The sequence below is a fragment of the Trichlorobacter lovleyi genome (assembly GCF_015239775.1).
In the GTDB taxonomy this organism is placed as follows: Bacteria; Desulfobacterota; Desulfuromonadia; order Geobacterales; family Pseudopelobacteraceae; genus Trichlorobacter; species Trichlorobacter lovleyi_B.
The window spans coordinates 142,041-167,431 of record NZ_CP058409.1; the positions used below are offsets into that span (position 1 = coordinate 142,041).

Annotated in this window: 21 protein-coding genes; 11 read left to right on the top strand and 10 right to left on the bottom strand. The window is 57.8% G+C overall.

Features of this window, described 5'->3' with window-relative positions; genetic code table 11:
• The first annotated feature begins 208 nt into the window (after positions 1-208).
• Positions 209-1,045 carry an MBL fold metallo-hydrolase gene (locus tag FY034_RS00740; RefSeq protein ID WP_265553034.1) on the top strand — a complete coding sequence of 279 codons (837 nt, stop codon included), beginning with the start codon at positions 209-211 and terminating at the stop codon, positions 1,043-1,045.
• Between the two features lie 100 nt (positions 1,046-1,145).
• On the opposite strand, the gene FY034_RS00745 is transcribed toward FY034_RS00740, so the two are convergent.
• Positions 1,146-3,038: an MASE3 domain-containing protein gene (locus FY034_RS00745; RefSeq protein WP_265553036.1), complete on the bottom strand. Its 1,893-nt coding sequence runs from the start codon at positions 3,036-3,038 to the stop codon at positions 1,146-1,148.
• A 485-nt stretch (positions 3,039-3,523) separates the two neighbouring features.
• On the opposite strand from FY034_RS00745, the gene FY034_RS00750 reads away from it, so the two are divergent.
• The gene (locus FY034_RS00750) at positions 3,524-4,852 is read left to right on the top strand and encodes an alanine/glycine:cation symporter family protein (protein ID WP_265553039.1); all 1,329 of its coding nucleotides are present in this window, start codon (positions 3,524-3,526) and stop codon (positions 4,850-4,852) included.
• Here the strand turns inward: FY034_RS00750 and FY034_RS00755 are convergent.
• Together FY034_RS00755 and FY034_RS00760 are read right to left on the bottom strand one after the other, a co-directional pair.
• Positions 4,836-5,387 carry a MerR family transcriptional regulator gene (locus FY034_RS00755; RefSeq protein WP_265553042.1) on the bottom strand — a complete coding sequence of 184 codons (552 nt, stop codon included), beginning with the start codon at positions 5,385-5,387 and terminating at the stop codon, positions 4,836-4,838. The genes FY034_RS00750 and FY034_RS00755 overlap by 17 nt on opposite strands.
• Before the next feature lie 52 nt (positions 5,388-5,439).
• Entirely contained in the window at positions 5,440-5,625 is a 186-nt protein-coding gene (locus FY034_RS00760; protein ID WP_265553044.1) for a hypothetical protein, read from the bottom strand.
• Positions 5,626-5,826: 201 nt separating this feature from the next.
• Between FY034_RS00760 and FY034_RS00765 the strand changes: the two genes are divergently transcribed.
• Genes FY034_RS00765 through FY034_RS00775 form a run of 3 tightly spaced genes read left to right on the top strand, consistent with a single transcriptional unit; the run spans position 5,827 to position 9,590 of the window.
• Complete coding sequence (locus tag FY034_RS00765; RefSeq protein WP_265553046.1) at positions 5,827-6,228, top strand: bacteriohemerythrin; 402 nt, start codon at positions 5,827-5,829, stop codon at positions 6,226-6,228.
• Positions 6,229-6,255: 27 nt separating this feature from the next.
• Positions 6,256-7,749 carry a cache domain-containing protein gene (locus tag FY034_RS00770; RefSeq protein ID WP_265553048.1) on the top strand — a complete coding sequence of 498 codons (1,494 nt, stop codon included), beginning with the start codon at positions 6,256-6,258 and terminating at the stop codon, positions 7,747-7,749.
• Entirely contained in the window at positions 7,746-9,590 is a 1,845-nt protein-coding gene (locus tag FY034_RS00775) for an HD domain-containing phosphohydrolase (RefSeq protein WP_265553050.1), read from the top strand. Before FY034_RS00770 ends, FY034_RS00775 begins: the two co-directional genes overlap by 4 nt.
• A gap of 79 nt (positions 9,591-9,669) precedes the next feature.
• Here the strand turns inward: FY034_RS00775 and FY034_RS00780 are convergent, their stop codons facing one another.
• The 6 genes from FY034_RS00780 to FY034_RS00805 all read right to left on the bottom strand — a co-directional run bounded on the left by FY034_RS00780 (position 9,670) and on the right by FY034_RS00805 (position 16,425).
• Entirely contained in the window at positions 9,670-11,517 is a 1,848-nt protein-coding gene (locus tag FY034_RS00780) for a cache domain-containing protein (RefSeq protein WP_265553053.1), read from the bottom strand.
• Positions 11,518-11,523: 6 nt separating this feature from the next.
• Entirely contained in the window at positions 11,524-12,873 is a 1,350-nt protein-coding gene (locus tag FY034_RS00785) for a sigma-54-dependent transcriptional regulator (protein ID WP_265553056.1), read from the bottom strand.
• Between the two features lie 217 nt (positions 12,874-13,090).
• Entirely contained in the window at positions 13,091-13,555 is a 465-nt protein-coding gene (locus tag FY034_RS00790) for a protein-export chaperone SecB (protein WP_265553058.1), read from the bottom strand.
• A 3-nt stretch (positions 13,556-13,558) separates the two neighbouring features.
• Positions 13,559-14,092, bottom strand: a complete 534-nt coding sequence (locus tag FY034_RS00795; protein WP_265553060.1) for a type II toxin-antitoxin system MqsA family antitoxin — start codon at positions 14,090-14,092, stop codon at positions 13,559-13,561.
• A gap of 2 nt (positions 14,093-14,094) precedes the next feature.
• Positions 14,095-14,421, bottom strand: coding sequence for a type II toxin-antitoxin system MqsR family toxin (locus FY034_RS00800; protein ID WP_265553062.1), 327 nt, complete (start codon positions 14,419-14,421; stop codon positions 14,095-14,097).
• 213 nt (positions 14,422-14,634) lie between these two features.
• Complete coding sequence (locus FY034_RS00805) at positions 14,635-16,425, bottom strand: TPR end-of-group domain-containing protein (RefSeq protein ID WP_265553064.1); 1,791 nt, start codon at positions 16,423-16,425, stop codon at positions 14,635-14,637.
• 663 nt (positions 16,426-17,088) lie between these two features.
• Between FY034_RS00805 and FY034_RS00810 the strand changes: the two genes are divergently transcribed.
• From FY034_RS00810 to FY034_RS00835, 6 genes are all read left to right on the top strand, one after another.
• Positions 17,089-18,222, top strand: coding sequence for a hydrogenase small subunit (locus tag FY034_RS00810; RefSeq protein ID WP_265553065.1), 1,134 nt, complete (start codon positions 17,089-17,091; stop codon positions 18,220-18,222).
• Positions 18,206-19,147: a hydrogenase 2 operon protein HybA gene (gene hybA / locus FY034_RS00815; RefSeq protein WP_265553067.1), complete on the top strand. Its 942-nt coding sequence runs from the start codon at positions 18,206-18,208 to the stop codon at positions 19,145-19,147. The genes FY034_RS00810 and hybA overlap by 17 nt, the downstream gene beginning before the upstream one ends.
• On the top strand, positions 19,144-20,409 hold the full coding sequence (hybB, locus tag FY034_RS00820; protein WP_265553069.1) for a Ni/Fe-hydrogenase cytochrome b subunit: 1,266 nt from the start codon (positions 19,144-19,146) through the stop codon (positions 20,407-20,409). The genes hybA and hybB overlap by 4 nt, the downstream gene beginning before the upstream one ends.
• A gap of 119 nt (positions 20,410-20,528) precedes the next feature.
• Positions 20,529-22,208 carry a nickel-dependent hydrogenase large subunit gene (locus FY034_RS00825; protein ID WP_012468242.1) on the top strand — a complete coding sequence of 560 codons (1,680 nt, stop codon included), beginning with the start codon at positions 20,529-20,531 and terminating at the stop codon, positions 22,206-22,208.
• 143 nt (positions 22,209-22,351) lie between these two features.
• Positions 22,352-22,837, top strand: a complete 486-nt coding sequence (locus tag FY034_RS00830) for a HyaD/HybD family hydrogenase maturation endopeptidase (protein WP_012468243.1) — start codon at positions 22,352-22,354, stop codon at positions 22,835-22,837.
• Positions 22,838-22,943: 106 nt separating this feature from the next.
• Positions 22,944-24,545, top strand: coding sequence for a methyl-accepting chemotaxis protein (locus tag FY034_RS00835; RefSeq protein WP_265553073.1), 1,602 nt, complete (start codon positions 22,944-22,946; stop codon positions 24,543-24,545).
• A 91-nt stretch (positions 24,546-24,636) separates the two neighbouring features.
• On the opposite strand, the gene FY034_RS00840 is transcribed toward FY034_RS00835, so the two are convergent.
• The gene (locus FY034_RS00840; protein WP_265553075.1) at positions 24,637-25,374 is read right to left on the bottom strand and encodes a hypothetical protein; all 738 of its coding nucleotides are present in this window, start codon (positions 25,372-25,374) and stop codon (positions 24,637-24,639) included.
• Positions 25,375-25,391 lie beyond the last annotated feature (17 nt).

Consider the following 25,391-nt stretch of genomic DNA (forward strand, 5'->3'; position numbering starts at 1 on the left):
CTGCATGCAAACCATCACCACAGATATGCAGGCTGTCGTCGTAGTCGTCACCTTGTGACGGCTCGAAGCTGCCTGTCTGCATAACAGAACACGGAGCGCGGGCCACCCCCCGCGCTCTTTTCGTTTCTGCCGGATAGCAGGTACAGACAAGGGGACGGGGGACGCCTTCCCGGCCTTGTACAGGTCCTACTTGAAAGGAGAAACCACCATGCAGATCAAACCGGAAATCCTGACCCTCAACCTCCCCTTTAGCGTACCGTTGCCAACCGGCCCGATTGACCGGTCGGTCAATGTGGTCCTCATCTGCAGCGAGATGCTCACCCTGATCGACAGCGGTACCGCTGGTGCTGAAACCAGGATATTCGATTACCTCCGTTCCATCGGCAGGCAGCCGGAAGAGTTGTCGCTGCTGCTTTTGACCCACAGCCACCCGGACCATATCGGTGCCGCCCGGGCAGTTGTTGCTGCCAGCGGTTGTCAGGTGGCAGCCCATGCCGCGGAACGGGCCTGGATAGAAGATGTTGAGCTGCAGGTCAGGGAGCGCCCGGTGCCCGGTTTTCATGCGCTGGTGGGCGGTGCGGTGCCGGTTGACCGGATACTGGTTGAGGCTGAACGCGTTGCTGTGGGCGGGGGGGCGGGTCTGGAGGTGCTGCACACCCCCGGCCATTCGCGGGGATCGCTGTCGTTCTGGTACCCGGAAGAGGGGCTGCTGATAACCGGCGATGCACTGCCGGTGCCGGATGAGATGCCGATATTCGACAGCCTGCATGACTCGCTGGCGTCGCTAAAACGGCTGCAGGCGCTGCCGGCCGAACAGCTGATCTCGGCTTGGGAACCTCCGTTGAGCGGTGCTGCTATCGGCCAACGGTTTGAGGCCAGTCATGACTGGCTGATGAAAATCAAAGCGAGTGTCGACAGGGTTGCCGGCAACAATCGGGATAAAGCCCCGATGACGCTGTGTGCAGAGGTGGTTGCGGCACTGGGGCTGCCGCCCTTTGCGGTTAATCCGCTTGTGGCGCGTTCACTTGTCTCATGTCTGGCATGACACCGTCCCCGGTCCGGCCGGGCCGGTACCGACAATGGTGATATCAGCGTCACAGGATTGCATCGGATGCTCCTCGGGGGACCGTGGTGCCGGTGGTCCCTTAGCAGGCCGTTGCGGCCTGCACGGTTTCAGGGTGGTTCGGCAGGCGTACCGTAATGAAGGTGCCTCCCTCCTCGGAGGTTGTCATGGCGATATCACCCTGATGGGTGCGTGCGGCCAGCAGGGCGGAATAGGTGCCCAGCCCGGTACCCTTTTGCTTGCCGTGGGTGACGTAGCGGTCAAAGAAGCTGGCGCGGATCTCCGTTGGTACTGCGCCCTGGTTATGAATCGTGATGCTGCTCCAGTGTGCATCCTGCTCGCAGGAGACGGTAATGACCTCCCCCGGCGGAGAGGCCTCTATGGCATTGCTGATCAGGTTTGAGAGCATGGTGTAGCAGAGCAGTTCTTCGCAGGTCACCATGAACAGGTCGTCTGCGCCGGCCGGGACCCCCTTGACCAGGCAGGTCAGCTCCAGCTGTTTCTGCTTCAACTGTTGTTCTGACCCTCTGGCGATCTCGTTAATCAGTTGCAGCAGATTGCAGCTGGTTGTTGTCAGCGTATAGGTGCCCTGCTCCATTTTGTAGAGCGACAGGGATGAGTCGATAATGTTCAGGATCCGGTAGCCGCAGGTCTTGATCATCTGTATCAGCTCAGTCTGCTCCGGGCTCAGGTTTGCATCCATAAGCAGAATTTCCGGGATGCCGATCACGGGATTAAGCGGCGTTTTCAGGTCGTGGTGCGTGATAAGCTCGATATCGTCACGCATTTTTGCCACCTGGACCTGGTCCGTAATGTCGCGGACAATCCCCACCGCCAGCAGCGCAGTACCGCGTTGATCATGCCGGGGGCGGTTGAACTCAACCTGCAGGTGATGGACGCTCCCATCGCCCTGAATGATCCTGTGGCTGAACTTCAAGGGCTGTTTTTCCTGCAGGTAGGTGGCGGTTACCTGCTGCACGGCAGGCATATCGTCAGGGTGCACCCGTTCAAAGATCCGCTCCAGGCAGGCGCTGGTCTGCTGCTTGTCGTAGTCAAACAGGGCATACATCTCGTCCGACCACCACATGCTGTTATCGCGCAGGTTCCATTCCCAGCTTCCCATATGGGCCAGCCGCTGGGCCAGCAACAACGATTCCTCTTTCTGGCGCAGCGTCTCTTCACTCTGTTTCAGTTCCCGGAACAGCAGGCTGTAGGGTTGCCTCAGGGCGGTTTCAATGATGGCCTTGTACATGAAACCGAAGGAGAGGATCTTGAAGATATGGCCGACAAAATTAAAAACGCCGTAGAGATGGGTATAGACCGTAAAGAACAGCTCGGTAACAATGGTGCAGGCGATTGACAAGGACAGTAATTGCAACACATTCGGTTCAAAGCGGTCTTTTTCTCGATGCAGCAGCACAAGTGCAACCAGCAGAATCAGATCAATAACGTATTCGCTTATACGCTTGAAGGGTGTCAGTCCCTGGCCGGTCACAAAGCAGTCTGGAAAGTTACGGGCCCAGAAGATTGACCAGAGCGCAAGCACTGAAACCGCGCCCGCAAGCAGAAACACCCCGGTGATCTGCAGGCGCCGCCGGAAAAAGAGCGGGGCGGTCAGCAACGCGATGCTCTCCATGTAGCGTGCAACCAGCCAGAGCTGAGGGGCCAGGTTGTTGTGATCAAAGCTTGTGAAGATACCCGTGCCGCGGTAGGCCAGGGTATGCAGGGTGTCGAAAAAGGCGACAAACAGGTAGGTAATGCCGATAAAGAGCAGGTAGTTGTTGTTGTAGAAGGCCCGTGAGTTCCAGGCGATCATGAAGATGCCGCAGGCAATGACAATGCTGAACAGTTCTGCAAAGCTGTGAAATACCAGATACTCGCGCTGCGCAATCAGATACAGCAGGAAGGTGAAGACGCAGAACAGTGCGCCTTTCAAGATCAGACCAGGGGAAGTACGGCCGGACGTATCATACATAGCTGAGTGCCTCGCGCTGCTTTCAGGTGCTGGTCGTCTGTACTGTAGCAATGTGAGTATAGCCGAAAAAACAGACTGTTCAATGCAAGACGTGCCCAGGGCGGGGCGGCGCTGTTGGAATGTGGTACTGCGTTGGATGTTACGTGGAAAGATTAACGGGTTTGGCTGCCGGAGCGGCTCAGGAAGAACATCCTGCGCCAGTTATGAGGTCCCTTCAGGTCATGCGTGCTGACCCCGCCGACCTGAAGCACAAGAAAAACAAAATAAGGTTGCCTTATCTCTCTGCATTCACTTTGCCGACAGCAAAACCGGTAGCGAGTAACTGCTTACTATGTCTAGTACAGCTTATTCGTTAAGCAAGCTGCTGAATTGTTCCGGGTCAGTTCGATTTTTTGCCTGATTTTTCCTGACAGTTGCGGTACCGTAGCGCCGCGCTGCAAGCAGCCCGGTTCAGCACCGGGCAATCCACCGCGCCGGGAGAAACGATGCAGACCATTGAAGCCCTTATTGCCGCCTTATCCAATTTTGTCTGGGGACCGCCGATATTGGCGCTGCTGGTCGGTACCGGGCTCTATCTGACCATTGTCCTGCGGGGTGTGCAGTTCCGCGCACTGCCCCATGCCTTCCGGTTGATCTGGCACAAGGAACATGCCGGTGACGGCGATATCAGCCACTTCGCCGCCCTGATGACCGCCCTGGCGGCAACGGTGGGGATCGGCAATATTGTTGGTGTGGCAACCGCCATTTCCCTGGGGGGCCCGGGGGCGGTGTTCTGGATGTGGATGACCGGTCTGGTGGGGATGGCAACCAAGTATGCCGAGGCGGTGCTGGCGGTCAAGTACCGTGAAAAAGGGCCCCACGGCATGCGGGGCGGCCCGATGTACTATCTGGCAAAGGGGGCCAACCTGCCCAGGCTGGGCTGGCTGTTTGCCGTCTTCACCGCCCTGGCCACCTTCGGCATCGGCAACATGACCCAGGCCAATGCCGTGGCCACGATCTTCAAATCCACCTTTAATGTCGAGACCTGGATCACCGGTCTGGTGCTGATGCTGATGACCGGCCTGGTGATTCTGGGCGGTATCAAGTCCATTGGCAAGGCTACCTCGATCCTGGTGCCGTTCATGATCCTCGGCTATACCATCGGCGGCCTGGTGGTGCTGGCCTTGAATCTGGACAAGATCCCCCATGCCCTTGGGCTGATCTTCCAGCAGGCCTTCAGCACTGCCGCTGCTGGCGGCGGTTTTGCCGGTTCCACCATTGCGGCAGCCATGCGGTTCGGTATTGCCCGGGGTGTCTTCTCCAACGAATCCGGCATGGGATCGGCCCCGATAGCGGCAGCGGCGGCCCGCACCCATGATCCGGTCAAGCAGGCCCTGGTCAGCATGACCCAGACCTTTATTGATACCCTGGTGGTCTGCAGCATGACCGCGCTGGTGATCCTGACCGGCAGCGCCTGGCTTGAGAAGGTACCGGCCGGCCAGCTGACCAGTGTCAGCTTCGGCGCCACACTGGGGCAGCCCGGCGTCATGCTGGTGGCGGTTGCAACCGCCCTGTTTGCCGGTTCAACCCTGATCGGCTGGAACTATTACGGTGAAAAGGCGATTGAGTACCTGCTGGGACCAAAATCAATCAAGCCGTACCGGGTGGTCTTTGTCTGCGTGGTACTGCTGGGCTCCATGATGAAACTGGATTTTGTCTGGAACTTCTCCGACCTGATGAACGGCATGATGATCATCCCCAACACGATTGGCCTGCTGCTGCTGTCCAGAGTCGTGAAAGAAGAGACGGCACGCTATTTCAAGTGGAACTCCTGACCGGCAGGGCTGTCTGTGAGGCGGCATGTTTTCTGATTTGGTCGCTCTCCTGCTCGCTGATCCCCAACGACAGCAGAAAGGCCTGATGGGCCTGGGGGGCGCGCCGCTCAAATTCGCTGTGCCACTGGCACATGGCCTGGTCGTCCATGCCGGCGGCCCGCAGCATCTCAATCCAGGTCTGCTTGTCCACCGCCTGTGACAGCTCTCCGCCGGTTGGCAGCGTGAGCATCCCGGCCAGCAGCCGTTGCTGGGCCTGCAGTTGTCTGATCTCGTTGCCGATAGCCTGCAGCCGCTGCCGGATGACCGCCTCGCTGCCGTCTGCTGCCGTTGCCAGCAGACAGCGGATCTCCTCTATCCCCAGACCTGCCTGGCGGTAGGAACAGACCAGGGCCAGCCGTTCCTTGTCGGCAGCTGAATAGAGGCGATAGCCCGCCTCACTGCGGCCGGTGGGACAGAGCAGGCCGACCCGGTCGTAGTACAGCAGGGTGCTGCGTGAAAGCCCGAAGCTGCGGGCCAGCTGGGTAATACGATACATAGGGTGCTCCAAAGCTGCGGCCCCGCCCAAACGGGGCCGCCACCGGTTTTAATCATGCGCTTTGGGCGCGAATCTCTGCAATGCGCTCGCTGGAAAGTCCCAGCCATTCCAGAAAGCTCTGGTGACCTGCCGGATTTTCTGTCTCGAACAGGTGGTGCCATTGCTGCATGGCGGCCTGATCCAGCCCGATGGCCCGAAAACGGGCTACCCATTCCTCTACGGTTACGTTTGATTGCATACGGTGTCTCCTTGTGCTGTGGTTTTGTGTCGTGGCCATGACAAGGGTTACGCTAAACTGTGAAGCGATAGTCAGGTCAAGGGAAAATGTTTGGCAGCCGTTCATGCACCGATTGTACACCATACAATGGGGGTAGTGACAATTGACAAGCGCCTGTAACTGTGAATAGTACTATGTAACATCTGCAGGCAAGGAGCCGGTATGGAACATGTGCTATGGGAAGCGCGTTATACTGTTGGTAATGAACGGCTTGATCAGCAGCATCAGAGGATTGTCGGCATGATCAACCAGCTGGGTGAGGCAATGGATACCGGTGCAGAGAAGGCCACCCTGATGAAAATACTGTCCGATCTGGCCGGCTATGCCAAGACCCATTTCAGCGAGGAAGAACGGACCCTGGTCGAGCATCAGTACCAGGCTCTTGATGAACACCGCGAACAGCATGCCCGGCTTAACCGCCAGCTGGCTGATTTTTATCGAACCTTCTACACCAGCTCCCGCCCGCAGACCAGGGAGGTCATGGCCTTTTTACAGAGCTGGCTGTATGACCACATTCTTGAGCAGGATAAACGTTATGCACCGTGTCTGGAAACCGCAGCATAGCCGGCTGCCAGGGACAGGGGGTGTCGTATGAACAGCCAGGGTTCGCCGCATGGTTCCAGGTCAGGGGTAACCGGTTTCCTGCTTAACCGGCGCCTTTCACTGGTTGTTGCCGCTGCCTCCTTTGTCACGGTGTTGTTGTTGGCTCTGGGAGTTGCTGCGTTTGTTGACAGCTACCTGAAGGAGAAAAACGGCCAGTCCCTGGCTGAACTGGCCTTCCACATGTCTCAGACGCTGGATAACGGGGTCTATGAGCGTTTTGGCGACCTGCTGCAGATCAGCCATCGTCTTGATTTTCGCAGTCTGCAACAAAATCCCCAGAAGTTGCGTGCGTATCTGGAACAGCAGCAGCGTTTTTTCCCGGAATACGCCTGGCTGGGGTTTGTGCGTCCTGACGGGACCGTGCTGGCAGGTACGGGCGGGATGCTGGAGCGCAAAAACATCAGTGCGCGGGAGTGGGTTCAGGCAGGCAAGCAGAACCCCTATGCCGGGGATGTGCATGAAGCCATGCTCTTGTCCGCGCTGCTTCCTCAGCCACAGGATGGTGAGCCGCTGCGCCTGATTGATCTGGCCCTGCCGATTTATGATGACCAGAACCGGCTGCTGGGGGTCATGGGAGCCCACCTGAGCTGGCAGTGGGCCAAGGATATCCGCAAAAACCTGCTCAGCCACAATCTTGATGGCCGTGAAATAGAAATTCTTATTCTGAACAGCAAAGGCAGTGTCCTGCTGGGAAGTTCCGGCGGGGCCTCCAATGGTATGGATCTGTCAAAACTGCTGAGTTTTCGCCAGGCCAGAGAGTTTAAAGTCGGCTCGGTCTCTGAACAGTGGCCCGATGGAAACCGTTATACCAGTGGCTATGCCCGCGGCAAGGGCCGCCCTGATTTTAACGGACTCAACTGGATTGTGCTTGCGCGGCAAAGCGACGCGATCGTTCACCAGGAGACCTCAGCCATCATGCAGAAGGCTGTGCTGCTTGGTCTGCTGATCGGCTTGTTGGCAGGGGCAGGCTGTTGGTTCAGCGTTTCCCGGGCGCTTGAGCCGCTGCAGCAGATTGAGGAGGCACTGGCACGGCTTGATCAGGATGCCGCTACGTTACCGGAAACGCTGCCCACTACGCGCCGTGACGCACTGGCGGGTTTTGCCCGGAAGCTCTATAGCCGGCTGATTGACATGTATGGCCGGGAACACCAGCTTCTGGCAGAGCGGGAAGAGTTGCGGGCAGAACTGACACAGCACTTTGATACCAAGGCACATCTGGCCGAACTGCGCAGGAGCCTTGAGTTGCGGGTGCTTGAGCGGACTGCGGACCTGCAGGATACAAACCGTCTGCTGGAACAGCAGCTTGAGCAGGCCGCGGCAACGTTGCTCTCCTGCCGGCAGTATCTGCAGGATCATCCGGACAGCACCGGCTTACAGGCTCAGATCCGGAAGAATCTGGAGCTGTTGAGGACACCACCCGCCGACACGGCGGTACAGGGCAGCCAGACCGCCACTGAACCGTCTGTTCGGGAGAAGCTATGAAAAACAGATCGATAATCACCGAGCACCTTCTGACCAGCACTGTCCTGCTGGTGGCCTTGCTGCTGTTTCTGGCAATTGGCCATCAGTTGATTGCGCATATCAGGGATGACGGCCAGATGATCAACCTGGCCGGCAGTCTCCGGTACCGGACATACAAGCTGTTGCTCCTGCAACGGGACTTTGTCAGCGCAGAAAGCCCGGTATTGAAGTCTGTGGCCCGCTCATTGTTGAAGAGCGAAATGGATGATTTTGACCTGACCCGCAGCAAGGTCCGGGTTCTGACACACAGCAGCCTGCTTTTCCCCGGCGTGATGAAAACAAGCGGGCTCAATGAGATTGATCAGCGCTGGACCGGCGAGATGAGACCGTTGTTGCTGGCAATCATTGAAACCGGGGGTAAGCAGAAACAGCTGACAAGCCGCTATACGCAGCTCTCAAACGACTTTGTCACCACCTTGAACACCTACCTGAACCAGCTGAGCCAGGAAAACCGGGCCGCTATTGAGCGCTTTGAACTGCTGCGCGGCCTGTTTGTGGTGCTGTTTTTTGTCAGCTTTCTGCTGATCGCCTACTTCACCCGCAGCCGCCTGATCAAGCCGTTGACAATGCTGCGTCAGGCCGCCGACCAGTTGGGGGCCGGAAACTTTTCTGCATCATTGCCCCAGGTTACCACCGTGAAAGAGGTGGATGTCCTCTATCAACGCTTTAATGAGGTGGCAGCCTCACTGCAGCAGATGATGCAGGATCTGACGGAGCGTTCGAATACCCTGATGGCCTTTAACCGCGCTTCAAACGAGATGGCGCAACTGGTCACCCTGGAACAGATCTACAGCTTTATCGCCAGCCGGGCCTCGGAAATTCTGCAGGCGGATCTGGTCTGGGTGGGACTGATTGAGAAGGGGCATCAGGAGATCGTCCCGGTGGCGACGGCCGGTGCCTGCCGTGACCTGATGACAAAGGTCCGTATTACCTGGGATGACTCAGAACTTGGCCAGGGGCCGTCCGGGAGGGCCATCCGCGGAATGCATCCGGTCAAGGCCGTGGTGGATGCGCCTGAGCTGGCACCGTGGCGGGAGCGCTTTGAAAGCATGGGGCTGACCACGCTGCTCTCAATTCCGTTGCTGGTGCGTGAAGAATGTATCGGTGTACTGACGCTGGTCAGCAGCAACAATGAACTGCATAAAAGCCATATCGTCGATATCTGCCAGGTCTACGCCAATCACGCCGCTGCGGTGATTGAAGACCTGAAGCTGACCGAGTACATCATCTTTTCACTGGCGCGGGCAGCAGAAGCCAACGACGAGGATACCGGCAATCATATCCTGCGGGTAGGAGAGTATTGCACCGTACTGGCGCAGGAGCTGGGGCTGCCGCAAGCGGTGGCGCAGGGCCTGCGCTTTCAGGCCACCCTGCATGACGTCGGCAAGATCCATATCAACCCGGCGGTACTTAAAAAGAAGGGCCCCCTGAACGACGCAGAGTGGCAGGAGATGAAACAGCATCCGCGCTGCGGTTCAAAGATCATCGGTGACCATCCCATGCTGGCCATGGCCAAAGAGATCGCACTGGCCCACCACGAACGCTGGGATGGCGGCGGCTACCCCTTTGGCCTGAAGGGGGATGAGATACCGCTCTCTGCACGGATTATGAATATTGCCGATCAGTATGATGCCTTGCGGAGTGAACGGGTCTACAAACCGGCCTTTGACCATGCAAAGACCTGTTCGATTCTGCTTGAAGGGGATGGACGGACCATGCCGGAGCATTTTGATCCACAGGTGCTGGCGGCATTCAAAAAGGTTGCCGATCAACTCGACCAGATTTACCGGCGCCTGCAATAGCTGCCGGCCACTCCTGCCGCAGGCCCGCCTCACCACACCCACCGAGTAGTCCGGATTCAAGATCCAGTAAAGGCGTAGATCAGGCTCTGGTAATTCCCGGCAGCGTCACGGTAAAACGTGCCCCGCAGCCGAGGGCGCTCTGCACCGCGATGGTGCCGCCGTGGTTGCGGACAATCCCCCAGGAGACCGCCAGTCCCAGGCCGGTACCGTTCTGCTTGGTGCTGAAGAAGGGTGAAAACAGCCGTTCCTGCTGTTCCGGGTCGATGCCGGGGCCGGTGTCGGCGACGGTAATCGAACAGGTGCTGTCAGGATCTGCCTCGGCACTGATGGTGAGCCGGCCCACTCCTTCCATGGCCTGCAGACCGTTCAGGATCAGGTTGGTAAAGACCTGACGCAGCTGCTCACGGTCAGCCTCCAGCTGGATTGCCGCCTGCCGGTAGTTGCGCTCGACCGTGTAGCCTGCCAGCGGTACCTGATGGCCGATCTGGTTCAGGATCTCATCCAGCAGGTCCGGCAAAGGAAAGCGGCTGATCTGGCGCTTGTCCTGCCGGGCCAGGTTCAGCAGACTTGCGGTGATCCGGTTGATCCGGCCGGCCTGGGCCAGGATTTCGCTAACCTCCTCCTGATCTTCTGCCCCTGCGGGGATCGACATCTGCAGCAGCTCGGCATTGCCGCGGATGATGGCCAGCGGGTTGTTGATCTCATGGGCCACCCCGGCAGAGAGCATCCCCAGCTCAGCCAGGCGCTCGTTGCGGGCCAGCTCCTTTTCCGTCTCCAGCAGTTGCCGGCTCTTCTCCTCCAGCTCTACGGTCCGCTGCTGGACCTTCTGTTCAAGGGTACGGTTAAGGGTGCTGATCTCGGCTTCCCGCCTGCCGAGCTGCCTGCCCAGGGCGGTGGTCAACCCGACTGCCAGCAGGGTCAGGATCAGCAGCAGGGCTGCAAAGGTCAGGTTGAGGTTGTTACGCAGGTAGAGGTAGGGCCGTTCCGGCAGGCCGACATACAGCGCCCCCACCACGGTACCGTCGGGATCACGCAACGGTTCATAAGCGGCAAAGTAGCGCTCATGCAGGACATAGGCCGGGGCGATCCAGACCTCTCCCCGCTGCAGGACCTGCTGGGCCACTTCGGCTGAAAGCCGGGTGCCGGTGGCCCGCTGCCCGTTTTCATCGGTCACCGTGGTGGCGATCCTGACATCATCCAGAAAGATGGTGGCGGTCTCATGTAGCAGACCATCCTGCTGTTGCGGTGCGATCAAGCGGGTAATCCGGTCTGCCAGCTGTTCATTGTTGTTCAGCAGCTGTCCGGCCAGCAGCGCCCCGTGCAGCTCTCCGTCAGCAGCGGTAATCGGTGCTGCGGCAACCAGAAACAGGCCGCGCTGTTCAGCGGTTTTGCTGGTGGGCAGGGCGTGTTGCGACGGAAGCAGGGGGACCAGCATCTGGTCCGGTAACAGCGGGTTTTCCTGGCCGGCCTGCAGGGCAGACAGCAGCATGGTCCCCTGGCTGGCACGTCCGGCCAGGGCCTCGGCCACCGGCTTGAGGTGCCGCAGCGTGTCGCCGAAACGCTCGGGGTTGGTGGCGCGGTAACGTACCTGGCCGTAGCGGTCCACCACGGTCAGAAAACTGAAACTGCGGCTGCCTGAAAGGAGGCCCAGCAGGCGGGATATGTCACCGGCTGTGTTTCCCTGCAGCAGGCGGGACAGCTCAGGGCTGCGGCTGATCACCTGCAGCCCTTCAGACAGCCGGCTCAGCTCCCCCTGGTACAGCTCCCTGGCAGTGCCGAGATCGCTGCGGGCCTCTTCCTGGGCCTGTCCGGCCACCCGGGCGCTGATCAGGTGGTTGCCGGCCAGCCAGCAGACCAGCAGTGCGGAGACCAGTGGCAGCAGGGTGGTCAGCAGCAGGCGGCGCCGGATATGCGGGGTGGTTTCCATGGCTGACTAATCCGCCTTGTATTCCTGCAGCTTACGATCCAGGGTCTTGCGGGAGATGCCCAGTATCTCGGCGGTCTTGCTTTTGTGAAAGCCGGTCTGCTTGTAGACCCCCAGGATATGCTGCCGCTCCAGCGTATCCAGCGATACCAGCGGCGTGACCTCATCGTTGCGCAGTGGTGTGGTCCTGCTGCAGACCGGCAGCAGATCCGAAGTCAGCTGGTTGCCCTGGGCCAGGATCACGGCCCGTTCGATCACATTTTCCAGCTCCCGTACATTGCCCGGCCAGTGGTAGCGGGACATGCAGAGCAGGGCATCCGGGTCGATGCCATGCAGATCCTTTTTCATCCGGGCGGCAAAGCGGCGTACAAAGTGGCGCGCCAGCGGTTCGATATCCTCCGGCCGCTCCCGCAGCGGCGGCAGGGTCAGGGAGATGACGTTCAGGCGGTAGTAAAGATCCTCCCGGAAACGCCCCTCAGCAACCTCCAGCTGCAGGTCGCGGTTGGTGGCAGCCACAAAGCGGACATCCACCGTCCTGGGCTTGGTTGAGCCGATCGGAATGAACTCCTTCTCCTGGATCACCCGCAGCAGCTTGGCTTGGATGGTCGGTGAGACATCGCCGATCTCATCCAGAAACAGGGTGCCGCCATCCGCCTCTTCCAGCAGTCCCTTCTGGTTCATGATCGCACCGGTAAAGGCACCGCGCAGGTGACCAAAGAGCTGGCTCTCCAGTAACGAATCCGACAGGGCTGCACAGTTGAGCGAGACAAAGCCATGCTCACGGCGGCCGGAGTTGGCATGCACGGTGCGGGCGATCAGCTCCTTGCCGGTGCCGGATTCGCCCAGGATCAGGATGTTGGCCTCGCTTGAGGCGACCTGCAGGGTCAGGTCGTACACATCCCGGAAACGGGGTGAACTGAAGACAATCGAACTGTCGTCCCCGCCCCGCTGCAGTTCCTCCCGCAGGCGCCGGTTCTCATCTGCCAGGCGGTGGTGTTCCAGCGCCTTGGCCAGCACCCCCAGGATCTTCTCCTTGGGGAACGGTTTCATGACGTAATCATAGGCCCCCAGCCGGATGGCATGCACCGCATCATCCACCGTGCCGTGGGCGGTCATCACCACCACCGGCATGTTGGGACGCAGCTGATGTACCTGCTTCAGGATATTGATACCGTTGATGTCCGGCAGCCGCACATCCTGCAGCAGCAGATCAACCGGTTCCGTTGACGCAGCCGTCAGGCGTGCCAGCAGGGCGGTGCCGCTGCTGAAGGTTTCCACGGTGTAGCCCTGTGTTTTAAATAGTTTGGATAGATAACGCAGGATGCCTTCTTCGTCATCGCAGATCAGGATACGGGGCATAAACTGATTCCTTTGAATGATAACAGCTGATTTTGGACAAAATGATACAGGCTCTGGACGGAATTACACAACAATAATTTGCGGGGGAGTCAGGGCAGGTTGATTTGGCTCTTACTGTTGCCGGTGGTGTCATCCTTTTTTTACCATTGGGAAACACTACGCTGGCTTGCTGTGTAGTTCAGCTGTTGCTCTTAATCAGCCTCAAGCTGTGGTCTTATTATTTAGATACCCTCACCCTTTTTGAAACAGGCTTCTTGGTGAGTGCTGCTTCATTTTTTTTGGCTTTTTCCATGTTCATCAACTCGACAAAATTAACCGGCTGCAAGTGCAGTGTCGGCACTCCGGCCCGCCGTGTGAGATCGGCAATTGCTTCGCGTAGATAGGGGAAGATCATGGAAGCGCCATTAGCCCGGGCAATTATCTCCAGCACATCCGCGGGCGGTTCTTCTACAAGCTCAAACCTGCCGATTCCTTCAACCATGAAAGCAAAGGGGGCATGCTCGCCATCCGGCATCTCAACCCGTACCTGTACGGTTAGATCCGTACCGGTACAGGAATAGTCCACTTCAACAGAGGTTGTGATCTCGATTTTGCCGGATTTTGGTTTGAAGGAGGGATTGAGATGGAACATGATGTTCGGCAGAAATATTTCTTTCAGCGAAAACTGAAAATGATTTTTCATTTGTTACCCCAGGGCGCTTTTTAAGTGGTCCGAGTATGCCTCACCGTGCGGTGATTCTGCATAGGTATAAGGCGATTTGCTCCGGTAATCCATCAGGCTGACAACCTTGGCGCTTGCTTTTGCCGGGCGGCGGTTGATCACGTCAAGGGCAAAGGGTAGTTCGTCCAGAATCCGCAACAGGTTGTCCATACCCTTGCTCTGCATTACCTGACCGGACTCATAGCGGGCAAAACCTTTCAAGCCGCCGCCACACACTTCGGCCATCTGCTCTTGGGTATAGCCTAGCTTTTTGCGGATACGTTTGATCTCGGCAGCAGTCAGCAGGCCATCCACACCCCTGGCGAAATCCTTCAACAGCTTTGATGCCCGTTGTGACGAAGCCGGGTCAACAACCGCTTCGCCGCAGGCCGCGCATTCATACACCACATACCCAGGCACCGCCAACGTTTGGTCCTTGTAGGTAAAAATCTCTTCAACCACCTTTTGCTCCAGCGCATCAGCGCCGCAGACCGGACAGGTGCCTCCCTGCTCGTACATGTTCACCACTCCTTGCTTGTATCTGTCTTAAACTGGATGACAACCGCCTGATCGTTGCCGGCCGAGAGTTGCAGCTTGATATACAGAGCACGCTCTCCATCATCCGATTTATAGACGTCCTGCCATAACTGTGCGTTTCCGTAGGCTGTCATGGATTTATAGAATTCTCTGCGGGTCAGCCGCAGTACCCGTTCAACAATTGCTTCATCATCGAAATAGCCGATCTGGGCGGCTTCCTGCTTGCATGTTCGGGTAATCACCCGGGTGTTTTCGTCTTCAAGCATCTCTTGAAGCTGGTTCAGGGAATAGTGGGGTTTGCGTTTTTCCATAGGTGGCTGGTAACTCCAGACATAATTACATCAATAGCAGGTACAGGATGCTTGCGTCAAGGCGTTTTGTATCATGATGATACTTTTTGGGTGGCGATTGCGAGTAAAGGTTTGGCACTATAACCCGGTGATGCGTGCTCGGCACAGCATTGTCAGCGGCTGCCTCTACTGCCCCTGCAGCACTTTCTTGCCTGGTAGCACTACACGCACTAATCATTCGATTATCTGCTGAAATTCTTCGAGCATCCGGATCGAATCAAGATCCGTATCCTGGTCAATATGGTCTCTACTCGGCAATTTGCCAGCATCCTTGGATCTGGCAAGCCATTGCAGGGCTTCCTCAACATTACCTTGCAGGGCAAACAAACAGGCTAGGTTATAGGCAGCCTGGCCGGGCTTGGTCTGTTCAGCCTGCTTAAGCTGCTTATGGGCAGACTCAAACAGCCGGTCAGCCTCGTCTCCGCTCTTGGTTTTTGCCTGATGTAAAAGGGCATTGCCCCAGTTGTTGAAGGCTTCATGCATGTCCGGTTTGATCCGTACTGCTTCGGCATATTTGGAACAGGAGTCTTCAAACAGCCGGTCTGCTTCTTTGCCATGCTTGGTTTTTGCCTGCTCAAAAAGGGCATTGCCCCAGTTGTTGAAGGCTTCGGGTTTGTCCGGTTTGATCCGCACTGCTTCAGCATATTTGGCGCAGGCGTCGGTAAACAGTCGGCCTGCTTGGTCTCTGCTCTTGGTTCGTGCCTGATTTGAAAGGGCATTGCCCCAGTTGTTGAAGGCTTCGTGACCATTGGGCTTTAGTGATGCAGCTGCTGAATACAACTGGATTGCTTGTGCATATTCCTCAAAACGGTGCACGGGTTCTCGTTGAGCTTTAGCATAGAATTCGTTCCCCTCCAGTGTGTACGCCCAGTAGAGCTGCTCAAGCGGTATCCCCCGGTATGGCGGGGTCAGGTCACCCGCCAATTTGATCAGTTCGGCATATTTCCCTGCAGAAAACAGAGCCGCTGCTTCCTGGGCAACATTTTCAGCAACTATTCCTTCCTGCTCTGCCTTGGTCGAGTCTGCTGGCGCTGGAGTTTCAAATCTAACAATTGCACCACGGATGTTGTCTCTGGCATTGGCAACAATATCGACTCCCGCGCCATTTTCCACCGGAAACTCAATCAACATATCCAACAGCTCATCAAGGTGTGTAAATGGTGAGCCGATGAAGTTGGGGGGGAAACATTCCAGACGCTGCGCCAGGGTAATGAAAAAACTGTCAGCGTCAAATCCCTTTACAAAATGAGCATCCTTTTCGGGCAACAGCAGTTTTTCCCTGACATGGTGCGACGGTTCTTCATCCCGGTAGCCAATCCAGAAAAGGCGGTTGTCAAAGCGCTCTACCTTTGCCAGATGCTCAAACACCGGGTCGCACTCACCGCTGTATCCTGCCACGATCCAAACCCTTTTTTTGCCTGCATCTTCAAACACAGGCGCAAAGTGGCCCGAAAGCTCACTACACTCATCCCCGGTATTCATAAGCTTGAAGCCTGTGCGTTGACCATGCAGGTAAAAGATGGCCTGATCCGGCACGTCGGCCGGTTTGAACAGTTGCGACGAGGCAAAATCATAGACTGCAGGAAATATGTTGATCATGGCGCAGGACTTGACCACAAGCTGGTCAAAATTGGTGGTTAGCACCCGGTCCACGTAGCCATGCTTGATCAGTTGCGCAATGCCGATATGCGCCCAGTTAATCTTTGATTTATCGATATGAGCAGCGATCAAATCCCGCCTTTCTGCCAGTGACAGTTGTGCCATGCAGTTGGGATAGTCTTTTAGCTTGGCGCGTTCATAGGAGCGGGGGTACTTTGTTTTGATAATCTCAACAAACTGGGTCGCAGTCGGAATGCCCGCCGTAGCCGAACAGCCTGCTCCTATCAGTAAGGTTGAACACTTCTCTCTACCTTTGGCTTGGCGAAGTGTTTCGACCACATCATCAATTTCCATGTATATGCTCATGCATTTCCCCCCCCATAGAGCATCCAGCTCATTTGCTGGATTACTCCACGCCGCTGCGTGAGCAGACGGTCAGTCTGTTTTTGTGTCGAGTAAGCTGCTGATATTAGGTGAGTGAACACAAAAGTGTAAAATTTCTTTACACCTGTAAAAAACGAAAAACCCGCCTGAGGGGCGGGTTTAAATTTCAGCAGTCTTTGCTATGTAGGGAAGCCGGTTTCGCATGGCCGTTCCTGTTGTTGAATTTGTATACGATTATTTATCGTAAAATCCAGGTGCTGTCCAGTTGTAATAGGATATTAAAGCCTGTTTTGCCGCTGATTATGGGGTTTAGCGTAAATGAACATAATAATCGTAATGTAATCTGAAGGATGCGCCACAAAACGCCTTGCTTTCGTGTTGTTTGTGTTCATTTGCAGTTATCCGGGCAGGTTGCCTTGTCCCGCCTATCAAGCTTTCCCATCAAAAGCCGACCTTCAGACAAAATGATACAACTCGGGACAATTGTACACAGAAAAAATGTCCGCCTGTGCCGTAAACGACCAGTGCCAAAACGATAACTACCTTGATTTACGTTCTTTTCAAGATTGGCACGGCTCCTGCTCTCTTCGCAGCTCGATACGATTTGTATACAGGACAAACCTGCAAATATCTGCGGAGGTACGAATGAGTCAGTTAGGGCATTTTTTCGGCAGTGGGATCAGTCGCCGGGATTTTATCAAGACCTGTGTGGCAACAACGGCAGTCATGGGACTGCCTTTCAGCATGGCGGCCAAGGTGGCGGAAGCCGCCCAGGCACCGGATCGACCGCCGGTGATCTGGTTGCATTTTCAGGAGTGTACCGGCTGTTCCGAGTCGCTGCTGCGGGCCAATCACCCGGCTCCGGCCACCCTGTTGTTAGAGATGATCTCGCTGGACTACCATGAGACCCTGATGGCCGGTTCCGGCCACCAGGCTGAGAAGTCGCTGCACGATTCCATGAAGGCCAATCATGGCAAGTATATCCTGATCGTGGAAGGGGCGATCCCCACCAAGGAGAATGGCATCTACTGCAAGGTGGGTGGCAAGACCGCCCTGGAGTCCCTGCGCAAGGCCGCCGAGGGGGCAGCCGCCATCATCTCGGTCGGTACCTGCGCCAGCTACGGCGGTATCCAGGCGGCCCCACCCAACCCCACCGGCGCTGTTGGTGTACGGGATATCATCAAGGACAAACCGATCATCAACATCCCCGGCTGTCCGCCTTCCCCCTATAACCTGCTTTCCACCGTACTGTATTTCCTGACCTTTAAGAAACTGCCGGAACTGGATGAAATGGGCCGTCCCAAGTTTGCCTATGGCCGCCGGATTCACGAGCATTGCGAGCGCCGTCCCCACTTTGACGCGGGCCGTTTTGCCAAGGCCTATGGCCATGAGACCCATGCCCAGGGCTACTGCCTCTACAAGCTGGGCTGCAAGGGGCCGGCCACCTATGCCAACTGTTCTGTGCAGCGCTTTAACGATGCCGGGGTCTGGCCGGTCTCGGTGGGCCACCCCTGTATCGGCTGTACCGAGCCGGATATCCTGTTCCGCACCGCCATTGCCGACAAGGTCCAGATCCATGAACCGACGCCGTTTGACAGCTATGCGCCGGTGGATCTGAAGGATAAGGGCAAAGGGGCCAGCCCGGTTACCACCGGTGTGCTGGGCCTGGCAGCCGGTGCCGCCCTGGGGGCCGGGGCCATGCTGGCCCGCAAGCTGCCGGATGCTGAGCAACCTGCTGCTGAACATGAGCAGGGAGGCGACCATGAGCACAAAGAGTAGTAGACGCGAGTTCCTGAAGCTGGCCGGTCTGGCCGGTGCGGGGCTGGTGACTGCGCCTGCCATGGCGCTGGCCGGCCACCCGGTTGCCGGTGCCAATGATGAAGAGCTGGGCATGCTGTACGATGCCACCAAATGTGTCGGTTGCAAGGCCTGCATGTCGGCCTGCAAGCGGGTCAACGGCGATTACGGCTCACTTGCCTATGAACAGGCCAAGTTTGACCCGGACAAGCTCTGGGATGCCCCCCAGGATCTGACCGGTTCCACCCGTACCCTGATCAAGCTGGTCAAGGATACGCCCAAGGAGTGGTCCTATGTGAAGTACTCCTGCATGCACTGCCAGAAACCGTCCTGCGTCTCGGTCTGCCCGGTTTCGGCCATGACCAAGGACAAGATCACCGGCATTGTGGATTACAACAAGAACACCTGTATCGGCTGCCGCTACTGCCAGATCGCCTGCGCCTTCAACATCCCCAAGTTCCAGTGGGAAAAGGCGATCCCCCAGATTGTGAAGTGCGACCTCTGCAAGAACACCAATCTGAAGCAGAAGGGGATCTCGGCCTGCGCCGAGGTCTGCCCCACCGGCGCAATCATGTTCGGCAAGCGCAAGGATCTGCTGGCCGAGGCCAAAAAGCGGCTGGCCGAGCATCCCAAGCAGTATGTCAACCATATCTACGGTGAGCATGAGCTGGGCGGTACCAACCACCTCTACCTGGCCGCACTGCAGTTCAAGAAGCTGGGCCTGCCGGAGCTGAAGAGCGAGGCACCGGCCGAGTTCTCTGAAAAGATTCAGCACACCATCTACAAAGGGTTTATCGCACCGGTGGCCCTCTACAGCACGCTCTGTTTCATTGCAGTCAGAAATATGAAGAAGGGCAGCGCTCATACGGATGAGCAGAAGAAAAACAGCGATGGAGGGGATCAATGAGCCACGATGAGTACCAGATTCACAAGGCGAAGATTCTGACGCCCTCCTTCTGGGTCTTGCTGACCCTGACCGTGATCGGTTTTGCCCTGATCGGTGTCCGCTTTATCTGGGGTATCGGTGCCGTCTCCAACCTGAGCGACGGCTACCCCTGGGGCATCTGGATTACCTATGACGTGGCCACCGGCACCGCCATTGCCTGCGGCGGCTATGCCGTGGCGATCCTGATCTATATCCGCAACAAGATGCACTACCACCCGCTGATCCGTTCGGCCGTGCTGACCTCGCTGTTCGGCTACGGCCTGGCCGGTTTCTCGGTCATGGTGGATGTGGGCCGTCCCTGGAACGCCTACAACTTCTTCGTGCCGTCGCAGTGGCAGGCCAACTCGGCCATGTTCGAGGTGGCGCTCTGCGTCATGGCCTACACCACCGTGCTGGCGATCGAGTTCCTGCCGGCGGTGCTGACCCGGCTGCAGGAGACCAACTGGAGCCGGGCACGGGCCTTTCTGGAGAAGTACCATGGCCGTTTCGGACTGGATACACCGGTGGTGCTGGAGAAGCTGGAGAAGCTGCGTCAGCGGGCTGTCTGGCTGCAACCCAAACTGGACAAGGTGCTGATCTTCGTGATCGTGCTGGGGATCACCCTGCCCACCATGCACCAGTCATCGCTGGGGTCACTGCTGCTGATCGCCTCCACCAAGCTGCATCCGCTCTGGCACACCGGCTTTCTGCCGCTGCTGTTCCTGATCAACTGCATGTTCATCGGCTACTCCATCGCCATTCTGGAGTCGGTTATCTCCTCATTCGGCTTCAAGCGCCCCTTTGAGATCGAACAACTCTCCGGCCTGGCCTCGATCACCCCCTATCTGACCACGATCTGGCTCTGTGTGGTGGTGGGAGATCTGATCTGGCGTGGTCAGGTGGGTAATGCCCTGCGGTTTGACTTCTATTCCGCCTTCTTCCTGCTGGAGTTCGGGCTGGTGGCCAGCGGCTCACTGCTGCTGTTCTCGAAGAAACGGCGTCAATCGCCGCGCTGGCTGTTCATTACCGCAGTCCTGATCGTGCTGGGCGGTGCCCTGTACCGCTTCAACGTCTACCTGATCGGTTTCAATCCGGGCCAGGGCTGGCGTTACTTCCCGTCCCTGGCGGAGTTGCTGATCACCGTCGGGATCGTGGCGTTCGAGATCCTGGGCTATCAGGTGCTGGTCAAGCTGTTCCCGGTCCTGCCGCGACTGCATGGCCATGAAGTAGTAGAAAAGGCATAACCCCCCTCAGTCCCCCCTTCTCAGGGGGGAGGTCTTGACATCCCATCTTTTTGCCCCCTCCCTGACAAGGGAGGGTCGGGGTGGGTTAATAAAAATATTTGCTGCACAGGAGAAAATACATGGCACGAATCACGATTGACCCGATTACCCGCATTGAAGGACACCTGCGGATCGATGTTGAAGTAACCGGCGGACAGGTCAGCAAGGCCTGGTCATCCGCCCAGATGTGGCGCGGTATTGAGACCATTCTCAAGGATCGTCCCCCCCAGGATGCCTGGATCTATGCCCAGCGCTTCTGCGGGGTCTGCACCACGGTGCACGCCATCTCCTCGATCCGCTCCGTGGAGCATGCCCTCAAGGTTGAGGTGCCGCTGAACGCCCAGTACATCCGTAACATCATCATGGCCCAGCATTCCGTGCAGGACCACATCGTCCACTTCTATCACCTCTCGGCCCTGGACTGGGTGGATATCGTCTCGGCCCTCAAGGCCGACCCCAAGAAGGCCGCCTCGATTGCCCAGTCGGTCTCGGACTGGCCCGGCAACAGCGAGAAGGAGTTCAGCGATGTCCAGAAACGGCTGAAGGCCTTTGTGGATTCCGGCAAGCTGGGGATCTTCGCCTCCGGCTACTGGGGCCATCCGGCCATGATCCTGCCGCCGGAGATCAACCTGATCGCCACGGCCCACTACCTGAAGGCGCTGGATTACCAGCAGAAGGCTGCCCAGGCCGTGGCCATTCTGGGGGGCAAGAACCCCCATATCCAGAACCTCTGCGTGGGGGGTGTGGCCACCGCCCTGAACATGGACAACCTGGCCACCATCAACATGGAGCGGATCGCCTACCTGAAGGCGCTGATGACCGAGACCCGCGAGTTTGTCAAAAAGGTCTACTATCCCGACCTGCTGGTGATCGGCAAGGCCTATAAGGACTGGTTCAAGCATGGCAAAGGGGTGGTCAACTACCTGGCGGTGCCTGAGTTTGCCGAAGATACCAAGAACACCAGCTTTGCCCTGCCGGGCGGCCTGATCATGGGCGGCGATGTGGCCAAGGCCCGCATCATCAGTACCCATCAGGACCAGCAGCTGATCGGCAGCATCAAGGAGTCGGTGGCCTGCGCCTGGTATGAAGGCAAGTCCTCCCTGCACCCCTGGGAAGGTGAGACCAAGCCGGATTACACCGACTTCCAGGAAAACGGCAAGTATTCCTGGTGCAAGGCGCCCCGGATTGATGGCAAGCCGATCCAGGTCGGGCCGGTGGCCCAGCTGCTGGCAGGCTACGCCGCCGGCAACCAGCGGGTACGCAAGCTGGTGGACAGCACCTGCAAGGCAGCCGGGGTCGGCGTGGCTGACCTGCACTCCACCATGGGCCGCCTGGCAGCCCGTGGCATCCGTGCCCACCTGCTGTCTGACCTCTCCCTGGAGTATCTGGACAAACTGGTGGACAACGTCGGCAAGGGTGACAAGACCTATGCCAACCACACCGAGATCCCCTCCGGCGAGCATCGCGGAGTCGGCTTCCACGAGGCACCCCGCGGCGTGCTGTCCCACTGGATGGTGATCAAGAACAAGAAGATCAAGAACTACCAGGCCGTGGTCCCCTCCACCTGGAACGCTTCGCCACGGGATGCCGAAGGCAATGCCGGTCCCTACGAGGCCTCGCTGCTGGGCAACCCGGTGGCCAAACCGGATCAGCCTCTGGAGGTACTGCGCACCGTGCACTCCTTTGACCCCTGTATCGCCTGCGCGGTGCATACGATTGATCCGGAAGGCAAAGAGATCACGAAGGTAAAAGTGGTATAGCAAGCGTCCACTTTTTCGCAATCTCGGTGTCAGGCTGCGCGGCGTCTTGTGCGACGTACTTTGTTGTACGCCGCCGCGCCGCCGCTTGCCTTCCTTGACCTTGCAAAAAATTGAACGCTTTAAGGTGAACACAGGAGTGGTGTATGAAAGTTCTGATTTTTGGTGCAGGTAATCTGCTGCTGTCCGACGAAGGATTCGGGGTGCATCTGGTCAAGTATCTGGCCGACAACTACAGCTTTGACGACGATGTGGAGCTGTACGACGGTGGTACCCTGGGCTTCATGGCCTCCCATAAACTGGAGGAGGCCGGCCGGGTCTACATGGTGGATGTGGTCACCACCCCCGGCGAGCCCGGCGAGCTCTACCGCTTTGAAAAAGATGCCTTTATCGGCCGTACCATCCCGATCAAGATGTCACCCCATCAACTGGGGATTCAGGAGATGCTGCTCTTGTCCGAGATCCGGGGCCGCTGCCCGGACCAGGTCACCCTGTTCGGGGTGGTGCCCAAGAGCTACGAGGCGGGGATTGAGCTGTCACCGGAGCTGGCGGTACGGTTGCCGCAGCTGGCAGAACTGATGGTTGCCGAGTTGACCGCTGCCGGACATCAGGTGGTGGCGCATCGGGCCTAGCACAGATAATAGAACATCCCACAAAGGGAGGGCTTAGGCCCTCCTTTTTTTGTGTATGTATACATTTGGCCGGGCTGCAGCGCGGCCCGGTATTCCGGGGAGAGAAATGAGAGTCAAGACGAAGTTTATCGCCGTCAACTGCCTGATCGTAACCGTGGCACTGATCCTGTCCACTGTTGCCGGGCTGTACAAATTCAAGCAGGAGATGTACCGCCAGGCTCAGGTTTCGCAGGAAAGCAGAATCAAGACCTTCTGGGAGCTGCTGCGGGCCAGGGGCAACGAGTTTAGCGTGGTTGACAACAAGCTGCTGGCCGGCTCGTATGCGCTCAACAACAATGAAGAATTGCCGGACAAATTAAAGGAGCTGTGCGGCGGCACCGCCACCATCTTCATGGGTGACGAGCGCATCTCCACCAATATCGTCAAACCGGACGGCAGCAGGGCCATAGGCACCAGATTGTCAGGTCCGGCCTATGCAGCGGTACTGCAAAAAGGGGAAAGCTACCGCGGTGAGGCGGACATCCTCGGCACCTCCTATTTCACCGCCTATGACCCGATCAAGGATCGCAACGGCGCGGTGATCGGCATCGTCTACGTGGGGGTCAAAACCTCCGAGTTTTACGCCGCCTACCATCACCTCCAGATAGTTGTGGCGGTCATGGCGCTGGTCGTGCTGCTCTGTGCCGCTGTTATTTCATGGCTGGTGATTAACCGCCTGTTTGAACCGCTCAACCGGATGCACGACATGCTGAAGGACATGGCAGAGGGGGACGGCGACCTGACCAAACGCCTGACCTACTGCAAGCAGGACGAGATTGGCGAGATGTCGTTCTCCTTCAATGCCCTCATGGATAAGCTGCACACCATCGTGGTAAAGGTGGCCGAGATTACGACACAGCTGGCCGCAGCCAGCGCACAGGTCCAGGGAACTGCCCAGCAGATCGCCCACGGGACCGGCGACATATCGTCCCAGTCAACCGGCATTGCGACGGCGGTTGAGGAGATGGCAGCCACATCCGGCGAAATCGCCAACAACTGCGTCCTGGCGGTGGGTGAGGCCCAGGAGACCACCGCCTCAGCCAAGGCCGGTGCTGCGATCGTTGATCAAACCGTTACAACCATGCACAGCATTGCTGAACGGGTTATGGCAACCTCACAAACCGTCGAGGCCCTGGGGCGGCGATCCGATCAGATCGGTGAGATCATCAGCACCATTGAGGATATTGCCGACCAGACCAACCTGTTGGCGCTTAACGCCGCCATTGAGGCGGCCCGGGCCGGTGAACAGGGCCGCGGCTTTGCGGTCGTGGCCGACGAGGTGCGGGCACTGGCAGAACGCACCACCCGCGCGACCCGCTCCATTGGTGAGATGATTTCCAGTATCCAGGCCGAAACCGCCCAGGCTGTCACCTCGATGCAGCAGGGGGTTGGCGAGGTCAAGCTGGGGGTTGATGAGGCGCAACGTTCGGGCGGGGCCTTGCAGGCCATTCTCCGCCAGATTGGCGATGTGACCGCGCAGTTGCATCAGATCGCCACGGCAGCGGAACAGCAGACCGCCACGACCCATGAAATAAGCGGCAATATGACCCGCATAACCGAGGCGGTGCAAGAGACCGCCAGCGGCGCCCATGACTCGGCCAGGGCATCGCAGCAGCTCAACACGCTTGCCCATGACTTGAAGGGGGTTGTGGCACAATTCAGACTCTGACCGCCAGCTGCCTTTGTGCGCTGCCGTACCATGACGTCCAGCGCACAAAGGGCCAACCTGCAGCCAAGCGAAAAAAACGCAGAAACTCTGGTTATTGGCGGGATTTTTTCAGGTCGTCGTAGCACTTCCAGCGCTTGTAGTTGTTATCGTACTGTTCACTCCAGAAACAGTCCATGGCCTGCTTGTCTGCCTTCCATTGCGTATAACAGGCAAGCCCCTGGGGCTTGGAGCACTCTTCCACCAGGGTACAGCCGCAATCCTCCGGTGTCGGACCGCATTGACGCTCAAGGAATGCGGTCACGGTGTCCTGGCCTTTGGGACAGGTGAAGACCGGGGCGTTTTCCGTGCAGGGGCCGATTGCCACGCCGGGCCCAAAGAGCAGATCTTTGCGGGACCAGCAGGCAGCAGCCTGTTTGCGCACCTTGCACTCTTCCGGCTCAACCGTACCGGATAGTCCGTACTTGGGTTTGCCGTACTTGGCACAATCCACCATGCTGGTGGTGGTGCCGATCCGCACTTCGCACTCTTTGGTGCTGCCGCGGCGGCAGCAGACGCTGGCCTTTTCAAACAGACGGCAGCCGCACTTTTGCAGCTCGACCAGATCGTAGTCCCAGCAGGTTCCCACCGGGGTCAGATATTTCTTCCCATTCAGCTCATTGGTGGGGCGCTGGCCGCCCCGGCTTTTCAGGTCAAGTACGCGGCCTTTGACATTATGCTGCTGTTCCCAGAGCTGGATGACCTGCGCCTTGCCCGGTTCTGCACCAGCCGGCTGAGCAGCCATACTGACTGCCGCGATGATACCACATGCCAACACCATTAACGATTTCATAGAGCCTCCTGAAATGT